This window comes from Sulfurimonas sp. ST-25, from assembly GCF_048079205.1.
Taxonomy (GTDB): domain Bacteria; phylum Campylobacterota; class Campylobacteria; order Campylobacterales; family Sulfurimonadaceae; genus Thiomicrolovo; species Thiomicrolovo sulfuroxydans.
Genome location: NZ_CP182225.1, coordinates 2,279,734 through 2,298,842, shown reverse-complemented (window position 1 = coordinate 2,298,842; position 19,109 = coordinate 2,279,734). Strand labels below are relative to the sequence as shown.

The following is a 19,109-nucleotide window of genomic DNA, read 5'->3' as shown; positions in this document are numbered from 1 at the left end:
AAACTTAAAAGTATAAGTGACAGTGTATTAGACAGTTTTAGTAAACTACCTCCACCAAGTACGAGTAACAATATTAAGACAAGATCGTAAGAAGTTGTAGGGTGTGAAATGATTCTTGCATGGTTTTGCACTAATTTATTTCCAGTTCATTTTATCTTGTGTGATGACATATGGATTGACATAAAGTTGTTTTGCATTCTTCTGCGCAATAGGGCTATTATTCTTGCACCATGACAACCAACCAAATGAATACTGTGAATTGTTAAGCAGTTCAAGAATAACATCCTCCTCTGCATTTTTTGTTTGCGCGTTGACGTTGGCATTATTCCAATGCCAACCGAGTTCACTTGCGTAAACTGGCTTGTGGTACTTCAAGTATAAATTGTCCAAGATTGCAGCATAACCAGATTGCTTTGAAAAGGCTTTACCATTATATATATCCAAGCCGATAAGATCTACATAATTATCACCTGGGTAATAATTATCTTCGATATACTTTTCATGCATTGAATAAGTGATAATTAAGTGGTCCACAAGATTTTTTTCTTTTTTTAAATAGTCGACAGTATATCGAAAAAGGGCTATATACTTATTCGCAGGTATTTTTGTCTTGGTCCATTGGTCATGTGCCGAATTTATATAGCCCCACCAAAAATAAGGTGATCTTTCATGAAGGGGCCTTATTATAATTACAGCCTTATTGCCTGAGTTTGTTATTATCCACATGATGTGTTCGGCTAGTTTGTCAAGCCATTTTCTGTAATTTTCATTTATTGGATTCCCATCTTCAGTATATATTCTTGAGTACTCGTTAAGGGTTAGATCGAGATCCTTTTGCCAACTCATATTTTTTGGATTAGGTATTGGCATATGAATACTTATTAGACTCCCCTTTTGCCAATATTCTAGTAGTAGTTTACGATGGATTTCTGCTCTGGGCCAGTAAAGTCCTCCATTTCCAGCATTTTGTTTTTTGCCCGTTCCCCAATTAGTTTGCCATAGGTATGTTTCAACGAGAGCAGGGTAAGTATTTAATTTCTGATATATGTTTTCCACATCATTCTCATTAAATATAAAATATTGGCCTGAAAGAACACGTCTTTTTTCCTTATTGTGTAGTTGATTTAACCAATCTAATATTTTGTGTTTATTGTCAATGCTTTTTTGAGTATGTAGTAGCTCATCTCCATTCGCTTCAAAACTGTTGTACAAGCCAAGAAAATCTGTGGATATATAAACAAGAAATATAAACAAGATAAGAACTATTCTTTGTAAGTGAAGGGACGAATTCTTTAACACGACAAACCTCTTTTGTACGTTGTGAAAATTTTTTCTGTAAAGGAGTATACTAGATCACTAATTTGATCTTTTATTATCGGTGAATACTTTGTCTTATATCAAAGAGATGGTAGACTGTTTTCTTTTTAATTGGCTACATGTCAAGGAAGAAATCAGTTATTTCTTTTATACGCATTCCCACAAAGATAGACCAGATTCAAATGGACATTTCTTGTTTTAATGATGCCACACCAAAAAGTGGATGAAGTGTTCTATCTAATCCATAAAGCCAATCATAGATGCAATCGAATAGTCGCTTTTTGGCTTATCTTTGTTATGTATTTTAAGTCTTGTTCGTCATATTGTGCTTCAGGCATTCCTCGATGGTTTTCACTCCCATTTATCGTGGAGGTTACATGATTTGGCCATAAACGTTATTGATTTTGAATAGAACTAATGTGCTTATATGTTACAATCCGCTTGTTGAATTCAAGCTATTTAAGAAACACTTCTTCACTAAAATAATAAAAGTACTTTAGAGATTTTGAGTTTGGGAAAAGCCATTCCAATAAAAGATTGGGATATGAAGAGTAGGTCACCAAGGAAAGAACCTAAAAATGTTGTTAAAAAACATATTTGCGAACATTATAAAAAATGCACCATTGATCTCCATTGACTTGATCGTAAAACAAAATGGCCTTATATTGCTGGGTGAAAGACTGAACCGACCAGCACAAGGGTTTTGGTTCGTTCCAGGAGGTCGCATCTATAAGGATGAACGTCTGGATGAGGCATTGAAGCGGATCTCATTCAGTGAACTGGGCAAGGCCTTGACATTCGGGGAGTGCAAATTTCGGGGGATCTATGAGCATCATTATGATGATAATGTTTTTGGAGATGAACATTCAACACACTATGTCGTGCTTGGTTTCGAAGTGATTCTAGAAGAGCCCCTGCCAGAATTGCCGCAAATGCAGCATTCATGCTACCGGTTTTTTAAGATCGATGAACTGCTTATGAATCCCGAAGTACACCAGAATACAAAAGACTATTTTAACAATGAAAAAGGAATCCGATGATCAATATCATACTCTGTGGAGGTTCAGGCACCAGGCTCTGGCCCTTGAGCCGAAATTTGATGCCAAAACAGTTTGTCAAGCTTTTTGAGGACAGGTCTCTCTTCCAAAAAACGGTGGAGCGCAATGCACAAGTGTGCCATTCTCAGTTTATCGTTTCCAATGCCGAGCAATATTTTCTGGCGATGGATCAGCTCGAAGAGCTGGAACTAAAGGATCACTACAAAGCGGAGTACCTGTTGGAGCCTGTCGGCCGCAACACAGCGCCGGCCATTGCATTGGCCTGCCTGGCACTGGATTATGACGAGCTTGTCTTTGTCACCCCTTCAGACCACCTTATTAAGGATCAGGTAGCCTATGAACAGGTGATCACCCGTGCGGAAGCATTGGCGGCGGAGGGGAGCTTGGTGACCTTCGGCATTACGCCGCAATACGCCGAAACGGGTTTCGGCTACATTGAAGCCGACGGCGAGATGGTGCTGGCCTTTCATGAGAAGCCCGATGCTGCGACGGCGGAGCAGTATGTGGACGCGGGGAATTACTATTGGAACAGCGGGATGTTCTGCTTCAAGGCGGGGGTTTTCCTCGAGGAACTGAAAGTGCTCGCCCCGGAGATTTACGAGGCGTGTATGAGTGCATATGAGAGTGCAAAAGATGACGGGATGATCCGCATCACGTATGATGCGATGATGGCGATTCCGGACGACAGTATTGACTATGCAGTAATGGAAAAATCCAATAAGGTTAAAGTGGTTCCTTCAAACATCGACTGGTCGGACCTTGGGAGCTTTGATGCACTCTATGACGAGCTGCCCAAGGACGAAAGCGGCAATACGCTCAATGAATACCATATCGCCCTTGATTCGAAAAACAACCTCGTTTACGGTACACGCCGTACCATCGCGACAATAGACGTCGAGGACCTCATAGTTGCCGATACGGGGGATGCTCTGCTGATCTCGAAAAAGGGGTCTTCCCAAAAAGTTAAGCAGGTCGTCGCGAAACTCAAGGAGCAGGGGAGCGAACTGCACAACATTCACCTCACTGGCTATCGGCCCTGGGGCTCCTATACGGTCCTGGAGGACTCCGACGGCTACAAGATTAAGCGCATCGAGGTCAAACCGGGTAAGCGTCTGAGTCTGCAGAAGCACTTCCACCGCAACGAGCACTGGATCGTCGTCAGCGGGACGGCGACAGTGACTGTTGGCGAAGAGACGCGGCTTGTCCGTCCGAACGAGAGTACCTATATCAAAATGGGCGAAGTGCATCGTCTGGCCAATGAAGGCAAGATCCCTGTTGTTCTGATCGAGGCCCAGGTAGGCGAGTACACGGGCGAGGACGACATTGTGCGTCTCAGTGATGATTTTAAACGGTGTTAGGGGGAAATGTATGAAATCAATTTTTCGTGAGTACGACATACGGGGGATTTTTGAAAAGGAGCTCAATGAGGAGACGGTCAAGAAGATCGGTTATTTCCTCGGGCAACGCATTAAAAAGGTAGGAAACATTGTTGCGGTCGGTTACGATGCGCGGCTTCACTCGCCCAAACTGAGCGAGTACCTTACCAGCGGTTTCAACAAGGCAGGGCTTGAGGTGCTCAACATGGGGATGGTTCCGACACCGGTCAACTACTTCTCCAACTTTAATGCCTTCGGTGGAGTAACGCCTTCTGCAAGCGTCATGATCACCGGCTCGCACAATCCCCCGGAGTACAACGGCTTCAAAATCACGGTAGACAAACAACCCTTTTTCGGAGATGATATCTACAGCCTGGGCGATGAGGTCGTTGCCGCGACGGAACTGGTGATCGAAGACGACACCCGCTGCACGCAGATCGATGTTGCTACCCCTTATGTCGACTATATGCTCAAAGCGTTCGCACCGTTGAAGGGGATGGACAAGCAACTTGTCATCGACTGCGGCAACGGCGCCGCCGGACCGGTCATCGAGGCGATCTTCAGGGGGCTGGAGCTGAACTACGAAGGGCTCTTCTGCGAGCCCGACGGTAACTTCCCCAACCATCACCCCGACCCGACCGACGTTGAGACCCTCGACGCTATCAAGGAGAAGCTCTCTGAGGGGGCGGAACTCGGTTTCGCCTATGACGGCGATGCAGACCGCATCGCCGTTCTGACGCAGGAGAACAACATTAAAGGCGACATTCTCGCCATCCTTTTTGCCCGGCGGATGGAGAAGCCGACGGTTATCGGGGAGGTGAAGTGCTCACAGGTCATGTACGATGAGTTGGAACGTCTGGGAGGACGGGGCATCATGTACAAGACAGGACACAGTAATCTCAAAGTCAAGATCAAGGAGACAGGCGCGGATTTCGCAGCGGAAGTGAGTGGGCATATTTTCTTTAATGACCGCTATTTCGGTTACGACGATGCCCTTTACGCGACGCTGCGGGTACTCGAGCTGGTTCATGGCGGTGCCGATCTCGATGCAGAAATTGCTGCGCTGCCGAAGGTCTATTCAACTGAAGAGATCAAGATCAATACGACCGAGGCGGAAAAGTTCAAGACGATCGAAGCACTAAAAGAAGCGCTGGCACACCCTCCAGTGGATTTTCCAAAGATTAAAGACATCATCACCGTCGACGGTATCCGCGTCATTTTTGATGACGGTTGGGCTTTGGTACGTGCCAGCAATACAACCCCGGTGCTGGTAACCCGTTACGAAGCAGCAACGCCGGAGCTTTGCAAAACATACGAGCAGAAGATACTTGCTCTTTTGGCATCGCTGACGTAAAAGTGTGCAGCGGTTTTTATGGGTGAAAACTAAGTGAATTGATTGTATAAATGCCCTTTTAGTTTTTAAATATTAAAAAATAGATAAAAATAAGAGGTATTGTATGAGAGAGGATTCTGCGCGGCTAGTCTTGATGCTTTTTGATGTCATCGGAGTCTATGTCAGTATCGCTCTTGCGTATATCCTTGTCTGGTGGTTAGAAGAGGAACCAAATACTGTCCCCGGGGATCTCAGCCACTATACGGATAAACTTATCGTCTACATCCTTGTGATTTTGACGTTCATCGGGTTGAAACTCTACCGCTTTCGCCGCGACTTTTGGGACGAAACCCGCCTCATTCTCAAAGGGCTCGGGCTGTCGTTTTTTATGGTCCTCTCCGTGCTGGCGCTGAACAAATCGGTAGCGGACTATTCAGACGGGATTATTTTTCTCTCATTTGCCTTCATGAGCTTCGTGCTTCCCTCGACCAAGTTTGTTTTGAAACGCTACTGGAACGTTTTCGGCCTGTGGCCGAAAAAAGCCTCTGTCATTTCGGGCAATTCGAAGATTGGGGACATTATCTTCGGTAATCGCTACCTGGGGTACGTCAAAACAAGCCCGGCACACTCGGATGTCGTCTTTATGGATACCTCCGGCAATGCGAAAGACCATATCGAGGCACGCCTCTCCAAACTGGTGCGTCAGAAAAAGAAGATCATTTTTATCCCGCTGCTTAACAGTTTCGACTACACGCGTGCGGGGATCGTCAATGTCTTCAATGCCCGTACCAATATGATCGTTTTGGAAAACGCGCTGCAGAAACGTTCGAACATTATTTTGAAGAACAGTTCCGATGTTGTAATGAGCATTCTGCTGCTGCCTCTGCTTGTCCCGGTTTTTGCGTTGATCGCCTTTTTGATCAAGCGGGAGGAGCCGAAAGGGAGTGTATTCTTTAAACAGGAGCGGTTGGGCAAGAACGGCCGTACGTTTGTCTGCTATAAGTTCCGTTCCATGCGTGAAGACGGAGACATGGTCTTGGAAGAGTATCTGCAGACGCACCCTGAAGAGGTCGAGAACTACCAGGTCTACCACAAATACGAGAATGACCCCCGCATTACGAAGATCGGGGCATTTCTGCGCCGTACCTCCCTGGATGAACTACCGCAGATCATCAATGTGCTGCGCAGCGAGATGTCGCTCATAGGCCCGCGACCCTATATGCTTAACGAAAAAAAGAAGATCGGTGCCGATATCGATCTGGTCGTGGCGGTCAAGCCTGGAATCTCCGGTCTTTGGCAGGTCAGCGGCCGCAGCGACATTGATTTTCACTCCCGCGTGGCAATGGACGTCTACTATACACGGAACTGGCGATTGTGGATGGACTTTGTCATCTTCTTCAAAACGATCAAGACCGTACTTGTCCGTGAGGGTGCAAGCTAGGCAGGCATGAAACCGATGTCCGTATCGCGCAAAGGAACAGCGCGATGCGGAAGCAATAAAAACCCCTTATCAGGACGACCGCATGCGGTCTATGGTTCTGCTAAATTCTGCTTTTCAGTATGGGTCCGAGCCAATATCCCGTAGATATCCGTGATATCACCTTTCAGGCGGTGAAGTCCGTCGATCTCTCCCGTCTGCAGGACGCTATTCAGTGCCGTTAACATCTCCTGCAGTTTTGCTTCGATCGTCCCTCTCCCTGCTACATCCCCTGTCATGGTTTTTTGGTATGGAGGGCTCTGCTGCTCGGGTGGTAGCCGTTTCAGTTCCGCTTCGAACTCCTCTTTGACCCGTTCGATGTCGTAACGGTAGTAGGGTTCCCCGGTACGTCCTGTATAGGCTTTGGCGATGCCGTGGACGACGGCCTGTTCGAAAGGGAAACCTCTCTGCTCCGGATGGTCGGGATCGCGGATCTTCAGCGTATAGAGTATCTTGCCGACGGTCTTGGCGTCGACGCCGTAGGTTTTGCCGATCTGGGTCATGGTCTGGTACATGAGTGACTCCTTGTTACGAATTAATGAGGAATATAGAATATCTATAAAAAACAGTAAAAAATAATAATATTGCACTGTGAAATAGAATCAGTTAAAAAATATTTAATACTATTTCAGTAGGATTGCAGAAGGGTACCCGGAACTTTTCACTAAAAAGGAGTTGAAATGGGATTCATGAAGAAAACCGCAGCGGTGCTTGCCGCGCTGGTGATCAGCATACCTCTGTTCGCGGGGGTCAACCTCAACACGGCGACGGCGGAGGAGTTGTCCAGTCTCAAGGGGATCGGCCCGGCGACGGCGGCGAAGATCATTGAGTACCGCAAAGAGCACCGCTTTAACAGCATCGAGGATATCATGAACGTCAAGGGGGTGGGCGAAAAAACCTTCCTGAAGATCAAGGATGATCTCGAGGTCTAACCCTTGCGTTGCCGGGACAGTTCCCGGCAGTAAGCATAGGGGCGATTGTGGAAACCCTATGCGGTGTGCCAGGGCATTTACCGGCGGAACCGTTCTCCTCGTTGGTTGATGCCTGTAAGCTCGGCACACCGCACAGGGTCTCCAGAACTGCCCCGGCGTCATGGCGTGTCATCCTGTGCTATGCGTTGCTTTCTTCTTCCGTAAAAAAAGCTTCGACGTGTTTAAGTCACTTCTTCCCCAATTAGCCTCGGTCCTCCGAAGCGCATGTAATTAATAGGCAACTTGTCGTTAAGCGTGCCTTGAAAGCCGCTGCGGAGGCACAAAGCCGGGAGCAGCGTGCGATTCGCGCAACGACGATTTTCTTTTGTTTCTTTTCTTTGTAAAAAGAAAAGATAGAGAAGATCCTTTCTTTGCCACTTTTTTAGAAAAAGTAGCGCAAAAAGCGGCCTTTCGCGAATCGCTCGCCCTGCCCGGCTTTTTGCCTCCAGGGCGGCTTACAAGGAGCGCTCAAGGCCAATGTTTGATTTCATTCTATGCGCTTCGATGGGCCGAAGCTCTGTGCCTGTATTATGAATCACTTTCGCAGTACAGCAGTGCGCGAAAGCGGTATAATTCGGTTTAGTTTGATTGGGAGAAAACCATGGTGAAAGTCGCCGCTGTTCAGATGTGCATGGGTGAGGATAAAGAGGCCAATAAGAACCGGGCGGAAGCACTGGTACGCGAAGCGGCGGCAGGGGGCGCACAGATTGTCCTGCTGCCGGAACTTTTCGAAGGGCTCTATTTCTGCAAGGATATGGACGAAAAGTATTTTGCGTGGGCCGAACCGCGGGAAGGTCACCCGATGATTGCCCGCTTTTCGGCGCTGGCGAAGGAGCTCGGCGTCGTGCTGCCGCTGAGCTATTTCGAACGCGACGGCGAGCGCTACTTCAACTCCCTGGTGATGATCGACAGCGACGGAACCGTCCTGGAGAACTACCGAAAGACCCATATCCCCTCCGGCCCGGGGTACGAGGAGAAGTTCTACTTCGAACCGGGGGATACCGGCTTCAAAGTGTGGGAGACACGTTTCGGCAAGATCGGCGTCGGCATTTGCTGGGACCAGTGGTTCCCGGAGACGGCGCGCTCGCTGGCACTCATGGGTGCCGAGCTGATCTTTTATCCCACCGCGATCGGAAGCGAACCGGAGATCAACGTCGATTCCAAGGATCACTGGCAGCGGGTCCAGCAGGGGCACAGTGCCGCCAATACCGTCCCGGTCATCGCGGCCAACCGCATCGGGGAGGAAGCCGGTGAGAGCTGTACGCTCACCTTTTACGGCTCTTCGTTCGCGACGGACTATACCGGCAGGAAGATCGCCGAGGCCGACCGTGAGAGCGAAGGGGTCATCTATGCCGAATACGACCTGAGCGAGATTGCGAGACAGCGAGACTACTGGGCGCTCTTCGCCGACAGAAGGCCGGAGATGTATGCTGTACTCTGCAAAAAACCGTAGTTGAATATTTTTGTATTAGCTTCGGATATTCGAAGTGCATTAGTAAAATAGGCAGAAGGTCGTTAAGCGTGCCATGAAAACCGCCCTGAAGGCAAAAAGCCGAGAAGGGCATGCGATTCGCGCAACGACGATTTTCTTTTGGTTCTTTTCTCATGAAAAAGAAAAGAATGAACCGCTGCAAAAAGCGGCCCTTCGGCGTGCCGAAGCTCTTTTTTTACGAATTACCAATCATGGCATACCGTATGTGTATGTGCTATAATCCCTCTATGTTGTCCAAGGCCCCCCATTGCTGCTGAACCAACTGCAACGTTTCCATGATGAGACGTTCCCCGATTCGATGGAGACCCTCATTGCCTACTTTGCCGTTTTCGGCGAGAGCGGCATCGAGATCGATACGGCGGTACCGCTTCCCGAACTGATCGAAACGAAGATACTGGACCACTACGGCGAACACTACAACCGCATTCATACAGGCTTTCTCGAGGACCGGCAGGTGATTGCGCTGCTGCAGGCCGTGGCCAAGGGGGACCGCCGCATCCACTCCGCCTGCCGCCGGGCGCATATCAGCGAGGCCAAAGGGGGCGAGATCGTCGATCACCTGCGTACCATCGGTATCCTCGACCTGGAAGCCTCGCGGGAAGCGCCGCCGGAGAAGAGCCACCCGAAGCAGAAGCTCAAACGTGAGGTCGCCCGTCACCGCATCTCGCACAAACTGCGTTTCCGTTCGCCTTTCCTGCGCTTCTGGTTCCGGTTCGTCTCACCGCAGCACCGCCGGATCGAGCGGGGGGATTATGAAAGCGTCCTTTCGCGTTTTGAGGAGCAGGATACGGCCTTCACGGGGCTGGTCTTCGAGGAGATATCCCAGCTCTATCTGCGGCATCAGTTGGGAAACGACCCTTACCTGCGCTGCGGCAGTTATTGGGACCGGGTGATCGAGCTCGACATTTTGGCCCGCGCCCCCGGCGGCGGCTTCATTGTCGGTGAGTGTAAATGGACCAATACCAAGGTTAACCGGGGCGAACTGCAGAAGCTGCAGGAGAAGTGCTCTCTTGTGGGGCTCGAGCCAGAGCAGATCTGGCTCTTCGCGAAACGGGGCTTTTCCAACGAGCTCGATGCGATGCGCAGCGACACGCTGGTGCTTGTCTGCGCGGAAGAGATGAAAGAACTTATTGAGTAGCGTGCTGGGAACGCAACGCTTCTAGGAGAAAAAAGATGCAATACCGCTACATCGGCCGAAGCGGCCTGCGGGTCAGCCCGATTTGTCTGGGGACGATGACCTTTCCCGGGCAGTGCGACGAGAAGAGCGCCTTCGCCATTATGGACAAGGCCTATGCGGCGGGGGTAAACTTCTATGATACCGCCGAACTCTACCCCGTTCCGCCGCGTGTGGACCTGGCGGGACAGACCGAGGAGATCGTCGGACGCTGGCTTAAAACGAAGCCGCGGGAGAGCATTATCCTTGCCTCCAAGGTCGCCGGGGCGGCCTCGGGCTGGTTCGTACCCCCGGTGCGCCACGGGCTGACGGCCATGGATCGTTTCCATATCGAACGGGCGGTCGAAGGCTCTTTGAAGCGGCTCGGGACGGACTACATCGACCTCTACCAGATGCACTGGCCCGATACCGTTGTGCCCGTCGAGGAGACGATGGAGGCTTTCGACCGGCTGGTACAGAGCGGCAAGGTGCGCTATATCGGTACCTCCAATGACACGGCCTACGGGACGGCGAAGGCCCTGGCCGCCAGCCACTACAAAGGGCTGGCCCGCTTTGAGTCGATTCAGAACAACTTCTCCATGCTCAACCGCCGTTTCATGGACGAGCTTGCCACCCTCTGCCGTCAAGAGCAGATCTCCCTGCTGCCTTATTCGCCGCTGGGCGGCGGGGTACTCAGCGGAAAATACAATCAGGCGGACATAAGCGAGGGGCGTTTCGCGGACTATTTCAAATCCCCCAACGCACGCCAGCGCCTGATGGCTGCGCGCTTCGTCAACGACAAGACCCTCGCGTCCACGCAGCGCTACCTCAAAATCGCCGCCGACGCGGGACTGGACCCGGTCACGATGGCGGCGGCCTGGAGCAAGCAGCATGACTTTGTCGCTTCCACGATCATCGGCGCGACCCGCCCCGAGCAGCTTGACGCGTCGCTCGCGGCCATGGAGCTGACCCTCACGGAAGAGGTAATGGCAGCCTGCAACGCGGTGCACGCGGACATCCTCTACCCGATGGGCTGAAAAGGGCGTTGAAACGATGATGTGGGACAGGGTGCGGCAACTGGGTGGTCTGGGTATCGTGGCAGCGCTGCTGCTCGGCGGCTGCTCCACCCGTTACGTCGACCGCAGGCCGTCGCCGCCCCCGGTCGTGCATGCCGCCGACAGGACCTTTGCGGCGCTGCCGCCGATGGAGGAGGTGTGGCTGCTGCAGGAAGATGAGGAGACGGCTCCGGCGCAGCAGCCGGTAAGCCAGGATCCGGCTCTGGCCAAACTCTACCCATTCCAGACGAAGTGGCACCATGTCCCTTACCGCTACGGGGGCACGGGGCCGCGGGGGATAGACTGCTCCGCATTTGTGCAGCAGGCCTACCGGGAACTCTTCGGCATCAGGCTGCCCCGGACGACCCGGCAGCAGGCAAGCTGCGGCAGTGCCGTACCCAAACAGCAGCTGCAGGCAGGGGACCTCGTCTTTTTCCGCACGAGTGGGCGCGACCGCCATGTCGGCATCTATCTCGAAGCGGGGAAGTTCATGCACGTTTCCACCAAGTATGGGGTGATGATCTCGAGTATGGATAAGCCCTACTGGAAACGGCACTACTGGACGACAAGAAGGATCAGATGACGATCAGCAGATTGACAATGTGGCTTTTACCCATCGTTGCAGGCGTACTGCTCGGCGGCTGTGTTATGAAAAAACCCCCGGTTACGGCGGCTTATGTTGTCGTGTTCAAGACGCCGCAGTGGCGTTTTGCCGACACGGGCTACATCCGCAAGGGCGACGGGGTGGCGGAGCTGGAAGTCTTCGAGGCGGGCCAGCGCATCCTGCGACTGCAGATTGAAAGCCTGGTCTGTATGGAGGGGGAGGGGTGCCTCGCCAAATCGGCCTTCAATGCAAAATACCTCAACGCCGCCTATCCGGATGATCTCTTCTATCACCTGCTGCGCGGCGAGGCGATCATGGAGCGCAAGAACCTCGTGCATACCGACGCGGGCTTTGAACAGAACATCGGGGAGATCGTCTACCGGGTGACAACGGAGCAGATATACTTCAGGGACCTAGAACACGGGATACTGATCAAGTTCAAACGGTTGCAGTAAACCAACAGTGCTATGAGCTTCGGTTCCCGAAGCGCATAAAATCGATAGGCGACCTGTCGTTAAGCGTGCCTTGAAAGCCGCCCTGAAGGCATAAAGCCGAGAAGGGCGTGCGATTCGCGCAACGACGATTTTCTTTTGTTTCTTTTCTTTGTAAAAAGAAAAGATAGAGAAGAATGTTCATGCCACTTTTTTAGAAAAAGTAGCGCAAAAATCGGCCCTTCGCGAAACGCTCATCCCTCCCGGCTTTGTGCCTCCGGGATGGCTTATAAGGAGCGCTCAGGGCCAGCTCTTTATTGATTGAATGCGCTTCGGTTCCCGAAGCGTGCCGTTTCTCAATAACCAATGGCACTTAGTCCCTGATACTACCTGCACCCCTTTCGTCTGGTTTAACGCGCGTTTGGCTATGCTTCTGCCTAAAAACAGGAATTTTTATCATGAGCAATAAATTTGTCGGTGCACATACGTCGGCCTCGGGCGGGGTCTACAACGCCATCACGAATGCCGAGGCGATCGGGGCGCAGGCCTTCGCCCTCTTTACGAAGAACCAGCGCCAGTGGAAGGCCAAGGACCTCGATACGGAGACCATCGATACTTTCAAGCGCCTGCTCGACGAGAGCGGGATCGCACCCAAGCACGTGCTGCCGCATGATTCTTACCTGATCAACCTGGGCCACCCTGAAGAGGAGAAGCGCCAGAAATCCTTCGACGCCTTTGTGGACGAAGTCGAGCGCTGCATGCAGCTGGGGCTCGACCGTCTCAACTTCCACCCGGGTTCGCACCTCAAGCAGATCGGCGAAGACGAGTGCCTCAACCGGATCGCCGAGAGCATGAACTGGACGCTGGACGCGACCAGCGGCGTGACGCTTGTACTGGAGAATACGGCGGGACAGGGGAGCAACCTCGGCTGGAAGTTCGAACATCTTGCCCACATCATTGACAAGGTCGAGGACAAGTCACGCGTCGGCGTCTGTATTGACACCTGCCATATGTTCACGGCGGGCTACGACATCCGCACCAAGGAGGCCTACGATGTCTCCATGGCGGAGTTCGAGAACATCGTCGGCTTCAAGTACCTGCGCGGGATGCACCTCAACGACTCCAAGCCGGACCTCGGCAGCCACGTCGACCGCCACGACAGCATCGGCAAAGGCAAGATCGGGCTTGAGGCGTTCCGCTACATTATGAACGACCCGCGTATGGACGACATCCCGCTCATTCTGGAGACGATCGACGAGACGATCTGGGCAGAGGAGATCAAGCTGCTTTATTCGCTGGAAGAGCGCTGACGTCAATCGTCAGTATCATTCTCCCTATACCTCCCTTGCCACTTTTTTAGAAAAAGTAGTGCAAAAAGCGGCCTTTCGCGAATCGCTCGCCCCTCCCGGCTTTGTGCCTCCGGGATGGCTTATAAGGATCGCGCTCAAGGCCCAAGGGTCTATTTTATTGATGCGCTTCGATGTGTCGAAGCTCTCTTCCTTTTACTAGCTTCGATTTATCGAAGCGCATGAATCAATAGGCGACCTGTCGTTAAGCGTGCTTTGAAAGCCGCCCTGAAGGCATAAAGCCGAGAAGGGCGAGCGATTCGCGCAACGACGATTTTCTTTTGGTTCTTTTCTTGGTAAAAAGAAAAGAATGAACAGGATGTTTTATTGCGATTCTATTTGCTTGAAGAAGCATGAGGTGTTGTTCCCTTTCTTCTTTGTGCGCACAAAGAAGAAACCGAACCCGAAAGAAGAAAGTGCGAAAGGCTGTCGCATTCGGGACACTCCATTCTCCGGTTATCCCACGGACACGCTAATGACCGTTTCTGACTTAACAAAAGAAGCGGATGATCCCCTGCACTCAGCAAAGACAATTGCTCACTTTGATTTATCACTACTTTTTCTAAAAAAGTGGCAAAGAAGCTAGAGACTATAACGGCCAGGGGCCGCTGCTACTTGATGATCGCAGGGTTGTTGACCTGAATCGCGGTCCCGTGGCTGTAGATGAAAGAGATCAGCTCGGTGTGGTATTCCAGGAAGGCGTTCAGTCCATATTGCGGGTCAAGCGGGGAGCGGTGCTCGCCTGCGGTGACCCGGGTGACGGTTCTGTTCGTATCGGGCAGGTAGATGTTGCCCGGAAGCAGGGCACTCGTATTGAGGTCCTTGGCCTGGGTGAAGGCGATAAAAGGGTTGCCGCCGGCCAGTGGGTAGCCTGCTACGGCGGCAGGGATATGCTGGTCGCCGCTTCCCTCGGTACCGTCGCCGATCGCCTGCATTTCGAGGATGGGGAAGGTGTTGGCTGCCCCGATGCCTGCCGTATAGTTTGCCGGGTCCGCGTCGTCGATGATCGTCTGCGTCGCATGGAGGAAGGCGCTGTATTCCGAGGTACCCGGCATGATGCCGTAGACAGCCAGCCCGGCATTGATCTCCGGCGCGAAGACGGGCGAGCTGATGAGGAAGGGGATCATCTGCTGTCCGGGCATCATCATGACGGCGCTTTGCAGTGCGTCGGTCTGGTTGAGGTAGCCGATGGAGGCGATGTTGCCAAGGGAGTGTGACAGGAAGCTGACGCGCGAACTATCAAGGTTGCTCAGCGTCGCGTTCAGTTCCAGGACTACCGCCGAGGCGATGCTGTTCGTCAGTTCGATGAGGTCCGAAGTCGTCTGCTGCAGATTATCCCGTGTGGTCGTGACGTTGGCGAGGTTCATGAAGTGGATCCCCGTCGAGTCGATCACGCCGTCCGGTGCATAGGCGACGACGGTGCCGTAGGGGTTTTCCGTGACCAGGTCGACATTGAAGGTGCGCTCCAGCGCTCCCATGTAAAAGGGGTTGAACGTCGTATTAGACTCCGTGACACCGTGCAGCGGGAGGTCGATGGCAATGCCGACGTAGCAGGCCGAGGCCAGCGTTTCGCCGTAGACGAAAAGGTCGGTACGCACACGGGTGATGCCGTGCTGGTAGATCACGACCGGCCAGCCGGCTGCAGGTTTTGTGCATCCCGAAGCGGCACTCGGGACCGTCGCCACGACCGGTACGGTGATGTTGGCTTCGATGATCGGCGTAAACGGTGCGCTGTAGCTGAACTCTCCCGCCAGAACGGGCAGGGGGTTCAGCGGAGATCCCTGCGGCATATATTGCGGGAGGTTGGAGAGGGTCCCGGCATAGATCTCGGCGCTGCCCGTCATGAGGGTGGTATCCATCCCCAGCTGTGCAAAAAGCGCCTTGGTCGTGATATTGACATCCTGGATGGCGAGGGCGGCGTTGGTGTCATTTTGCGCATACTGGGCGATGCTGTTCTGCACGGCGCCGATCATCTGGGTGCGGAAGGTCCAGATCTGCACCGTTTTGGTCGGGTCTTTGCCGGCCACGGCCAGGGCGTAGAGCATGGCCTGGTTGCCCTGGCGGATCGCTTCGAGGGCCGCGGCGCTTTCGGCGTCGATTGCGCCGCCGGCCTCGACCGGATTCGGCGAAAGGGTCAGGGCCGTCGCGTAATCCGGGGCGAGGACGCGGCCGTCGCTGTCGTTGAGGTCGTTGGTGAGGACGGCCATGTAGTTCGTCAGCGGCTCCAGCGGTTTCATCGGCACGATGGCAATACTGCTGCCGCTCTGGGCGACGGCAAAATCGACACCGTAGACGAGGGTGGTGTTAATATCTGTCACCGCCCCGGTCGTCGCATTGACATCAACCTTGTAGAGCTGAACGCCGACGGGCAGGGAGGTGGCGTCGAGCATGACCCCCTCGCTGATCGGCGCGGTGATGGGCATCGTTGTCGAGAAGCCTGTCAGGGTATTGAGCTGGCGCTTGACGTTGGCGTCGTCGTCAGAAGGTTCATAGGGGATGTTGAGGGTCTGGCCGAAGTCGTAATCGTTTGTCGTACTGCTGTTGGGGGCAAAGAGAATGTTGTTGGGATAGGGGATCGTTCCCGTCGTTGGGTCAAAGAGCGTATAGCCTGCGATGAGGTCGTCGACGGTTTGGCCGTTCAGGCTGTCCTGCAGGTCCGTGCTCTTGTCGCCGCCGCATCCGGCGAACAGCAGCGCGAAAGCCGCCGCGGTCAGGGTAAGTCGGTAAGGGCGCATCGTTGCCTCCTAAAATTTCATGCTCAGCTGGACGCTGAGGATATCGACGCTGGAATCATACGTCCCTTTGAGGGTGTGGTTGAGTTCCGGGATGTTGGATTCAAAGGTGTTCTCGATCTTCGTACTCGCGACGAAGAGGTGGCTGTAGGCCGCGTCGATGCTGAGCATGCCGTTCAAGGCGTAGCCCGCCCCGATCGAGAGCCAGAAGCGGTCGTTGTCGGGGATGCGCGGGGTGCGGCGGTAGCGGTTCTTGACGGCCTTCTGGTCATAGGCGATCCCCGTCCGGAGCAGAAACTTCTCGCTGACATGAATGCGCTCGCCGAGTGCGATGCGGATCTGGTCATGGTAATCCTCTGTAGTGACGGAATCGGGCTGGGCCGGGTTGTCGTACTTGATGCGCAGCTCCTGGAAACTGCTCCACTGCGTCCAGGTCAGATCGGCCATCAGGTCGAGCGGCCCGAAGTTGTGAAAGAGGCTGAGCGACGCGGAGGCGGGCAGGGTAACGTCGGCGCTGAGGGTCGTATCGGTAAAGGCGCCGGTGCTCACGACGGGGGCCGCCGCCGCGGGGACGCGGAAGTCGGCCTTGCCCTCGACATGCTGGTCAACAGCAGAGCGGTAGGCGAGGGCAATCCGGGTATGCGCGTCGACGTTGTAGAGCACGCCGACGTTCCAGCCGAAGGCCAGGTCGTTGTAGTTGTCGCCGGTCAGGTCGGCAAAGCCGTCCGCGCTGCCGGGGGTTCCGAGCAGGGCACCGAAGTCGACGGCGCTGGTGAGGGTGATGTCGAGCAGCTGGACGCTGACCCCGGCACCGAGACTCCAGTGTTCGTCAATTCTGTAGGCGATCGCCGGGTTGATGTTGACGGTTTTGAGATCGGATTCCACGGCGTGGTAGCGTCCGACCCAGTCGTCGTTATACTCTGTCACCAACCCGAAGGGGGCATTGATGCTGAGCCCCACAAAGAGCTGATCATCGATCTGCCCGCTGTAGTAGAAGGTCGGGATCAGGGCCGGGGTGTTGCTGTTCGCATCGGGGCCGCCGAGAGCGCTGCCGTCGGCGAAGGTGGAGCCGTTGTTGCTGAAATCGGCCGAGGGGAGGATGGCATTGATCGCCCCGACGACGTTCTGGCCCCCAAGCAGCGTCATCGAGGCGGGGTTGAACCAGACGGTCGAGGCGTCCTCTGCCGCCGCCCCGCCCGATGCATAGGCCACGCCCATGCCCGAGGCGGAATTCTCAATAATGCCGAACCCGGCACCCTGTGCGCCCGCCGTGGCGAGCAGCAGCGCCGCGGCGCTGTATAGCGGATGGAGACGCAATCTTCCCATAGGTCATTCCCTCTCTTCGTTGTTAGTGCTGCTGTTACTATAGAGGAGATCGCTATAAAATGAGATTAAACGCATCAAAACAGCGAGCCACGATTAGCGGCGGCGCACCACGGTATTATGATAATTCTATGGGGCAATTGGATACCATAAGCTTATAGATAGACTCTAGGGATGAGGAGAGGGATAGATGAAGAGAGCGCTTCTGTTGGCGACGGCGGCTACGGCATTGACGGCCGGGGGATACCGCATTCCCGAAAACTCAATCAACAGCCTGGCGCTGGCAGCGGCCTATGCCGCCAACGCCAACGGGGCAGATGCGACCTACTACAATCCGGCGAATATGGTCTTCGGCGATGCCGCGCAGAAGGCGGAAGCGGCCCTGACCTATATCGGCCTGACCGGGGTGCACTTCAACGGCTCCGCGCCCCAGGCTGGGGTCGTCGGCACGGATACGAGCGGCTCCGATGCGGAACCTGAACACTTCTTCGTCCCGACGCTGCACTACATCTCCCCGGCCTTCGGCGACTGGCGCTTCGGTGCCTCCATGCTTTCGCCGGGCGGGCTTTCCAAGCGCTGGAACGACCAGCCGGCGAGAAGCTACGCCTGGGAAGTGACCGTGCAGACCATCGAGTTCAACCCCACGGTCGCCTACCGAATCAGCCCTGAGCTCTCCGTCGGGGGCGGCCTGCGGGCGCTCTACGTGCAGGGCGTCGTGAAAAGCGGTTCCATCGGTTCACGGGACATGGCGGGCGACGGGTTCGCGTTCGGGTACAACCTGGCGCTGAGCTACCGTCCGACGGAGGCGCTCAAACTCGCGGCGACCTACCGCAGCGGCATCGAATTCAATATCGAAGGGGATGCAAAACTCTATTTCCCCGACGACGGCGCCTATAACGGTACCCTGCTTTACGACACCGGCGGTTCGGTCAGCCTGCCGCTGCCGGCGGTCCTGCAGGTGGCGGCGGCGTACACCTTCAACGAGGGGACGTCGCAGGCGACGACGGTCGAATTCGTGTATGAAAAAGATTATTGGTCCGCCTTCAAGGACCTGGACTTTGATTACGACACCGACATCGGGGCGCTGGCCATGTACTTCGACGACCCGATCCCGAAGAACTGGAAAGATACGAACGTCTACCGCCTGGGCGTGACGCAGGGGCTCGACGCGTGGACGCTGATGGCGGGCATCGCGATCGACGAGACCCCTATTCCCGAGAAGACGCTCAACTTCGAGCTGCCCGATGCCAATGCCGTCATCTTCTCCGCGGGGGCGCGCTACCGCATGGACGACGCGTGGAACCTCGGCGGCGGCATCCTCTATGACCACAAAGAGGACCGCAGAATCGACGGCACCGTCAACGACAACAATATCGACGGGACCTTCACGAATACGGCCGCCATCCTGGTGACACTGGGCGCGGAATACCGTTTCTAGGTT

19 protein-coding genes are annotated in these 19,109 nt (G+C 53.8%); 14 read left to right on the top strand and 5 right to left on the bottom strand.

Annotated features, from left to right (window positions below; translation table 11 throughout):
- Positions 1-135: 135 nt before the first annotated feature.
- Entirely contained in the window at positions 136-1,254 is a 1,119-nt protein-coding gene (locus ACM66T_RS11845; RefSeq protein WP_416768586.1) for a glycosyl hydrolase, read from the bottom strand.
- Between the two features lie 641 nt (positions 1,255-1,895).
- Between ACM66T_RS11845 and ACM66T_RS11840 the strand changes: the two genes are divergently transcribed.
- The 4 genes from ACM66T_RS11840 (at position 1,896) to ACM66T_RS11825 (ending at position 6,525) form a co-directional block, all read left to right on the top strand.
- A complete protein-coding gene (locus ACM66T_RS11840; RefSeq protein WP_416768585.1) occupies positions 1,896-2,357 on the top strand; it encodes a GDP-mannose mannosyl hydrolase in 462 nt (153 codons plus the stop codon).
- Complete coding sequence (locus ACM66T_RS11835; protein ID WP_231019221.1) at positions 2,354-3,733, top strand: mannose-1-phosphate guanylyltransferase/mannose-6-phosphate isomerase; 1,380 nt, start codon at positions 2,354-2,356, stop codon at positions 3,731-3,733. Before ACM66T_RS11840 ends, ACM66T_RS11835 begins: the two co-directional genes overlap by 4 nt.
- Before the next feature lie 10 nt (positions 3,734-3,743).
- Positions 3,744-5,105 carry a phosphomannomutase/phosphoglucomutase gene (locus ACM66T_RS11830; protein WP_231019220.1) on the top strand — a complete coding sequence of 454 codons (1,362 nt, stop codon included), beginning with the start codon at positions 3,744-3,746 and terminating at the stop codon, positions 5,103-5,105.
- 133 nt (positions 5,106-5,238) lie between these two features.
- Positions 5,239-6,525: a sugar transferase gene (locus ACM66T_RS11825; RefSeq protein WP_416768932.1), complete on the top strand. Its 1,287-nt coding sequence runs from the start codon at positions 5,239-5,241 to the stop codon at positions 6,523-6,525.
- An 89-nt stretch (positions 6,526-6,614) separates the two neighbouring features.
- Here the strand turns inward: ACM66T_RS11825 and ACM66T_RS11820 are convergent, their stop codons facing one another.
- Complete coding sequence (locus ACM66T_RS11820; protein WP_231019217.1) at positions 6,615-7,076, bottom strand: hypothetical protein; 462 nt, start codon at positions 7,074-7,076, stop codon at positions 6,615-6,617.
- 165 nt (positions 7,077-7,241) lie between these two features.
- Between ACM66T_RS11820 and ACM66T_RS11815 the strand changes: the two genes are divergently transcribed.
- From ACM66T_RS11815 to ACM66T_RS11785, 7 genes are all read left to right on the top strand, one after another.
- The gene (locus tag ACM66T_RS11815) at positions 7,242-7,493 is read left to right on the top strand and encodes a ComEA family DNA-binding protein (RefSeq protein ID WP_416768584.1); all 252 of its coding nucleotides are present in this window, start codon (positions 7,242-7,244) and stop codon (positions 7,491-7,493) included.
- A 640-nt stretch (positions 7,494-8,133) separates the two neighbouring features.
- Entirely contained in the window at positions 8,134-8,985 is an 852-nt protein-coding gene (gene aguB, locus ACM66T_RS11810) for an N-carbamoylputrescine amidase (RefSeq protein WP_231019216.1), read from the top strand.
- A gap of 73 nt (positions 8,986-9,058) precedes the next feature.
- Entirely contained in the window at positions 9,059-9,244 is a 186-nt protein-coding gene (locus ACM66T_RS11805) for a hypothetical protein (RefSeq protein ID WP_416768583.1), read from the top strand.
- A 27-nt stretch (positions 9,245-9,271) separates the two neighbouring features.
- On the top strand, positions 9,272-10,162 hold the full coding sequence (locus ACM66T_RS11800; protein WP_231019214.1) for a DUF234 domain-containing protein: 891 nt from the start codon (positions 9,272-9,274) through the stop codon (positions 10,160-10,162).
- A gap of 35 nt (positions 10,163-10,197) precedes the next feature.
- A complete protein-coding gene (locus ACM66T_RS11795) occupies positions 10,198-11,214 on the top strand; it encodes an aldo/keto reductase (protein WP_231019213.1) in 1,017 nt (338 codons plus the stop codon).
- A gap of 16 nt (positions 11,215-11,230) precedes the next feature.
- On the top strand, positions 11,231-11,815 hold the full coding sequence (locus ACM66T_RS11790) for a C40 family peptidase (RefSeq protein WP_231019212.1): 585 nt from the start codon (positions 11,231-11,233) through the stop codon (positions 11,813-11,815).
- Positions 11,812-12,291, top strand: a complete 480-nt coding sequence (locus ACM66T_RS11785; protein ID WP_231019211.1) for a hypothetical protein — start codon at positions 11,812-11,814, stop codon at positions 12,289-12,291. Before ACM66T_RS11790 ends, ACM66T_RS11785 begins: the two co-directional genes overlap by 4 nt.
- A gap of 10 nt (positions 12,292-12,301) precedes the next feature.
- On the opposite strand, the gene ACM66T_RS11780 is transcribed toward ACM66T_RS11785, so the two are convergent.
- Positions 12,302-12,472, bottom strand: coding sequence for a hypothetical protein (locus ACM66T_RS11780; RefSeq protein ID WP_231019210.1), 171 nt, complete (start codon positions 12,470-12,472; stop codon positions 12,302-12,304).
- Positions 12,473-12,725: 253 nt separating this feature from the next.
- On the opposite strand from ACM66T_RS11780, the gene nfo reads away from it, so the two are divergent.
- Together nfo and ACM66T_RS11770 are read left to right on the top strand one after the other, a co-directional pair.
- Complete coding sequence (nfo, locus tag ACM66T_RS11775) at positions 12,726-13,577, top strand: deoxyribonuclease IV (protein ID WP_231019209.1); 852 nt, start codon at positions 12,726-12,728, stop codon at positions 13,575-13,577.
- Positions 13,578-13,923: 346 nt separating this feature from the next.
- Positions 13,924-14,199 (top strand): hypothetical protein, encoded by a 276-nt coding sequence (locus ACM66T_RS11770; protein ID WP_231019207.1) that lies wholly within the window; start codon positions 13,924-13,926, stop codon positions 14,197-14,199.
- 25 nt (positions 14,200-14,224) lie between these two features.
- Here ACM66T_RS11770 and ACM66T_RS11765 read toward each other — a convergent pair whose 3' ends face one another.
- Both ACM66T_RS11765 and ACM66T_RS11760 read right to left on the bottom strand, forming a co-directional pair.
- Complete coding sequence (locus ACM66T_RS11765) at positions 14,225-16,348, bottom strand: hypothetical protein (RefSeq protein WP_416768582.1); 2,124 nt, start codon at positions 16,346-16,348, stop codon at positions 14,225-14,227.
- A 9-nt stretch (positions 16,349-16,357) separates the two neighbouring features.
- A complete protein-coding gene (locus ACM66T_RS11760; protein ID WP_231019205.1) occupies positions 16,358-17,671 on the bottom strand; it encodes an OmpP1/FadL family transporter in 1,314 nt (437 codons plus the stop codon).
- A gap of 187 nt (positions 17,672-17,858) precedes the next feature.
- Here ACM66T_RS11760 and ACM66T_RS11755 point away from each other — a divergent pair, with 187 nt between their 5' ends.
- Positions 17,859-19,106, top strand: coding sequence for an OmpP1/FadL family transporter (locus ACM66T_RS11755; RefSeq protein WP_231019204.1), 1,248 nt, complete (start codon positions 17,859-17,861; stop codon positions 19,104-19,106).
- The last annotated feature ends 3 nt before the right edge of the window (positions 19,107-19,109 follow it).

Excerpts from the sequence above, each read along its gene's own strand:
- ACM66T_RS11785 (WP_231019211.1), top strand. The coding sequence starts at position 11,812 with ATGACGATCAGCAGATTGACAATGTGGCTTTTACCCATCGTTGCAGGC.
- ACM66T_RS11805 (WP_416768583.1), top strand. The coding sequence starts at position 9,059 with ATGAAAACCGCCCTGAAGGCAAAAAGCCGAGAAGGGCATGCGATTCGC.
- nfo (WP_231019209.1), top strand. The coding sequence starts at position 12,726 with ATGAGCAATAAATTTGTCGGTGCACATACGTCGGCCTCGGGCGGGGTC.
- ACM66T_RS11840 (WP_416768585.1), top strand. The coding sequence starts at position 1,896 with ATGTTGTTAAAAAACATATTTGCGAACATTATAAAAAATGCACCATTG.
- ACM66T_RS11790 (WP_231019212.1), top strand. The coding sequence starts at position 11,231 with ATGATGTGGGACAGGGTGCGGCAACTGGGTGGTCTGGGTATCGTGGCA.
- ACM66T_RS11830 (WP_231019220.1), top strand. The coding sequence starts at position 3,744 with ATGAAATCAATTTTTCGTGAGTACGACATACGGGGGATTTTTGAAAAG.
- ACM66T_RS11835 (WP_231019221.1), top strand. The coding sequence starts at position 2,354 with ATGATCAATATCATACTCTGTGGAGGTTCAGGCACCAGGCTCTGGCCC.
- ACM66T_RS11825 (WP_416768932.1), top strand. The coding sequence starts at position 5,239 with ATGCTTTTTGATGTCATCGGAGTCTATGTCAGTATCGCTCTTGCGTAT.
- ACM66T_RS11755 (WP_231019204.1), top strand. The coding sequence starts at position 17,859 with ATGAAGAGAGCGCTTCTGTTGGCGACGGCGGCTACGGCATTGACGGCC.
- ACM66T_RS11770 (WP_231019207.1), top strand. The coding sequence starts at position 13,924 with ATGAACAGGATGTTTTATTGCGATTCTATTTGCTTGAAGAAGCATGAG.
- ACM66T_RS11815 (WP_416768584.1), top strand. The coding sequence starts at position 7,242 with ATGGGATTCATGAAGAAAACCGCAGCGGTGCTTGCCGCGCTGGTGATC.
- aguB (WP_231019216.1), top strand. The coding sequence starts at position 8,134 with ATGGTGAAAGTCGCCGCTGTTCAGATGTGCATGGGTGAGGATAAAGAG.
- ACM66T_RS11795 (WP_231019213.1), top strand. The coding sequence starts at position 10,198 with ATGCAATACCGCTACATCGGCCGAAGCGGCCTGCGGGTCAGCCCGATT.
- ACM66T_RS11760 (WP_231019205.1), bottom strand. The coding sequence starts at position 17,671 with ATGGGAAGATTGCGTCTCCATCCGCTATACAGCGCCGCGGCGCTGCTG.
- ACM66T_RS11765 (WP_416768582.1), bottom strand. The coding sequence starts at position 16,348 with ATGCGCCCTTACCGACTTACCCTGACCGCGGCGGCTTTCGCGCTGCTG.
- ACM66T_RS11820 (WP_231019217.1), bottom strand. The coding sequence starts at position 7,076 with ATGTACCAGACCATGACCCAGATCGGCAAAACCTACGGCGTCGACGCC.
- ACM66T_RS11780 (WP_231019210.1), bottom strand. The coding sequence starts at position 12,472 with ATGAACATTCTTCTCTATCTTTTCTTTTTACAAAGAAAAGAAACAAAA.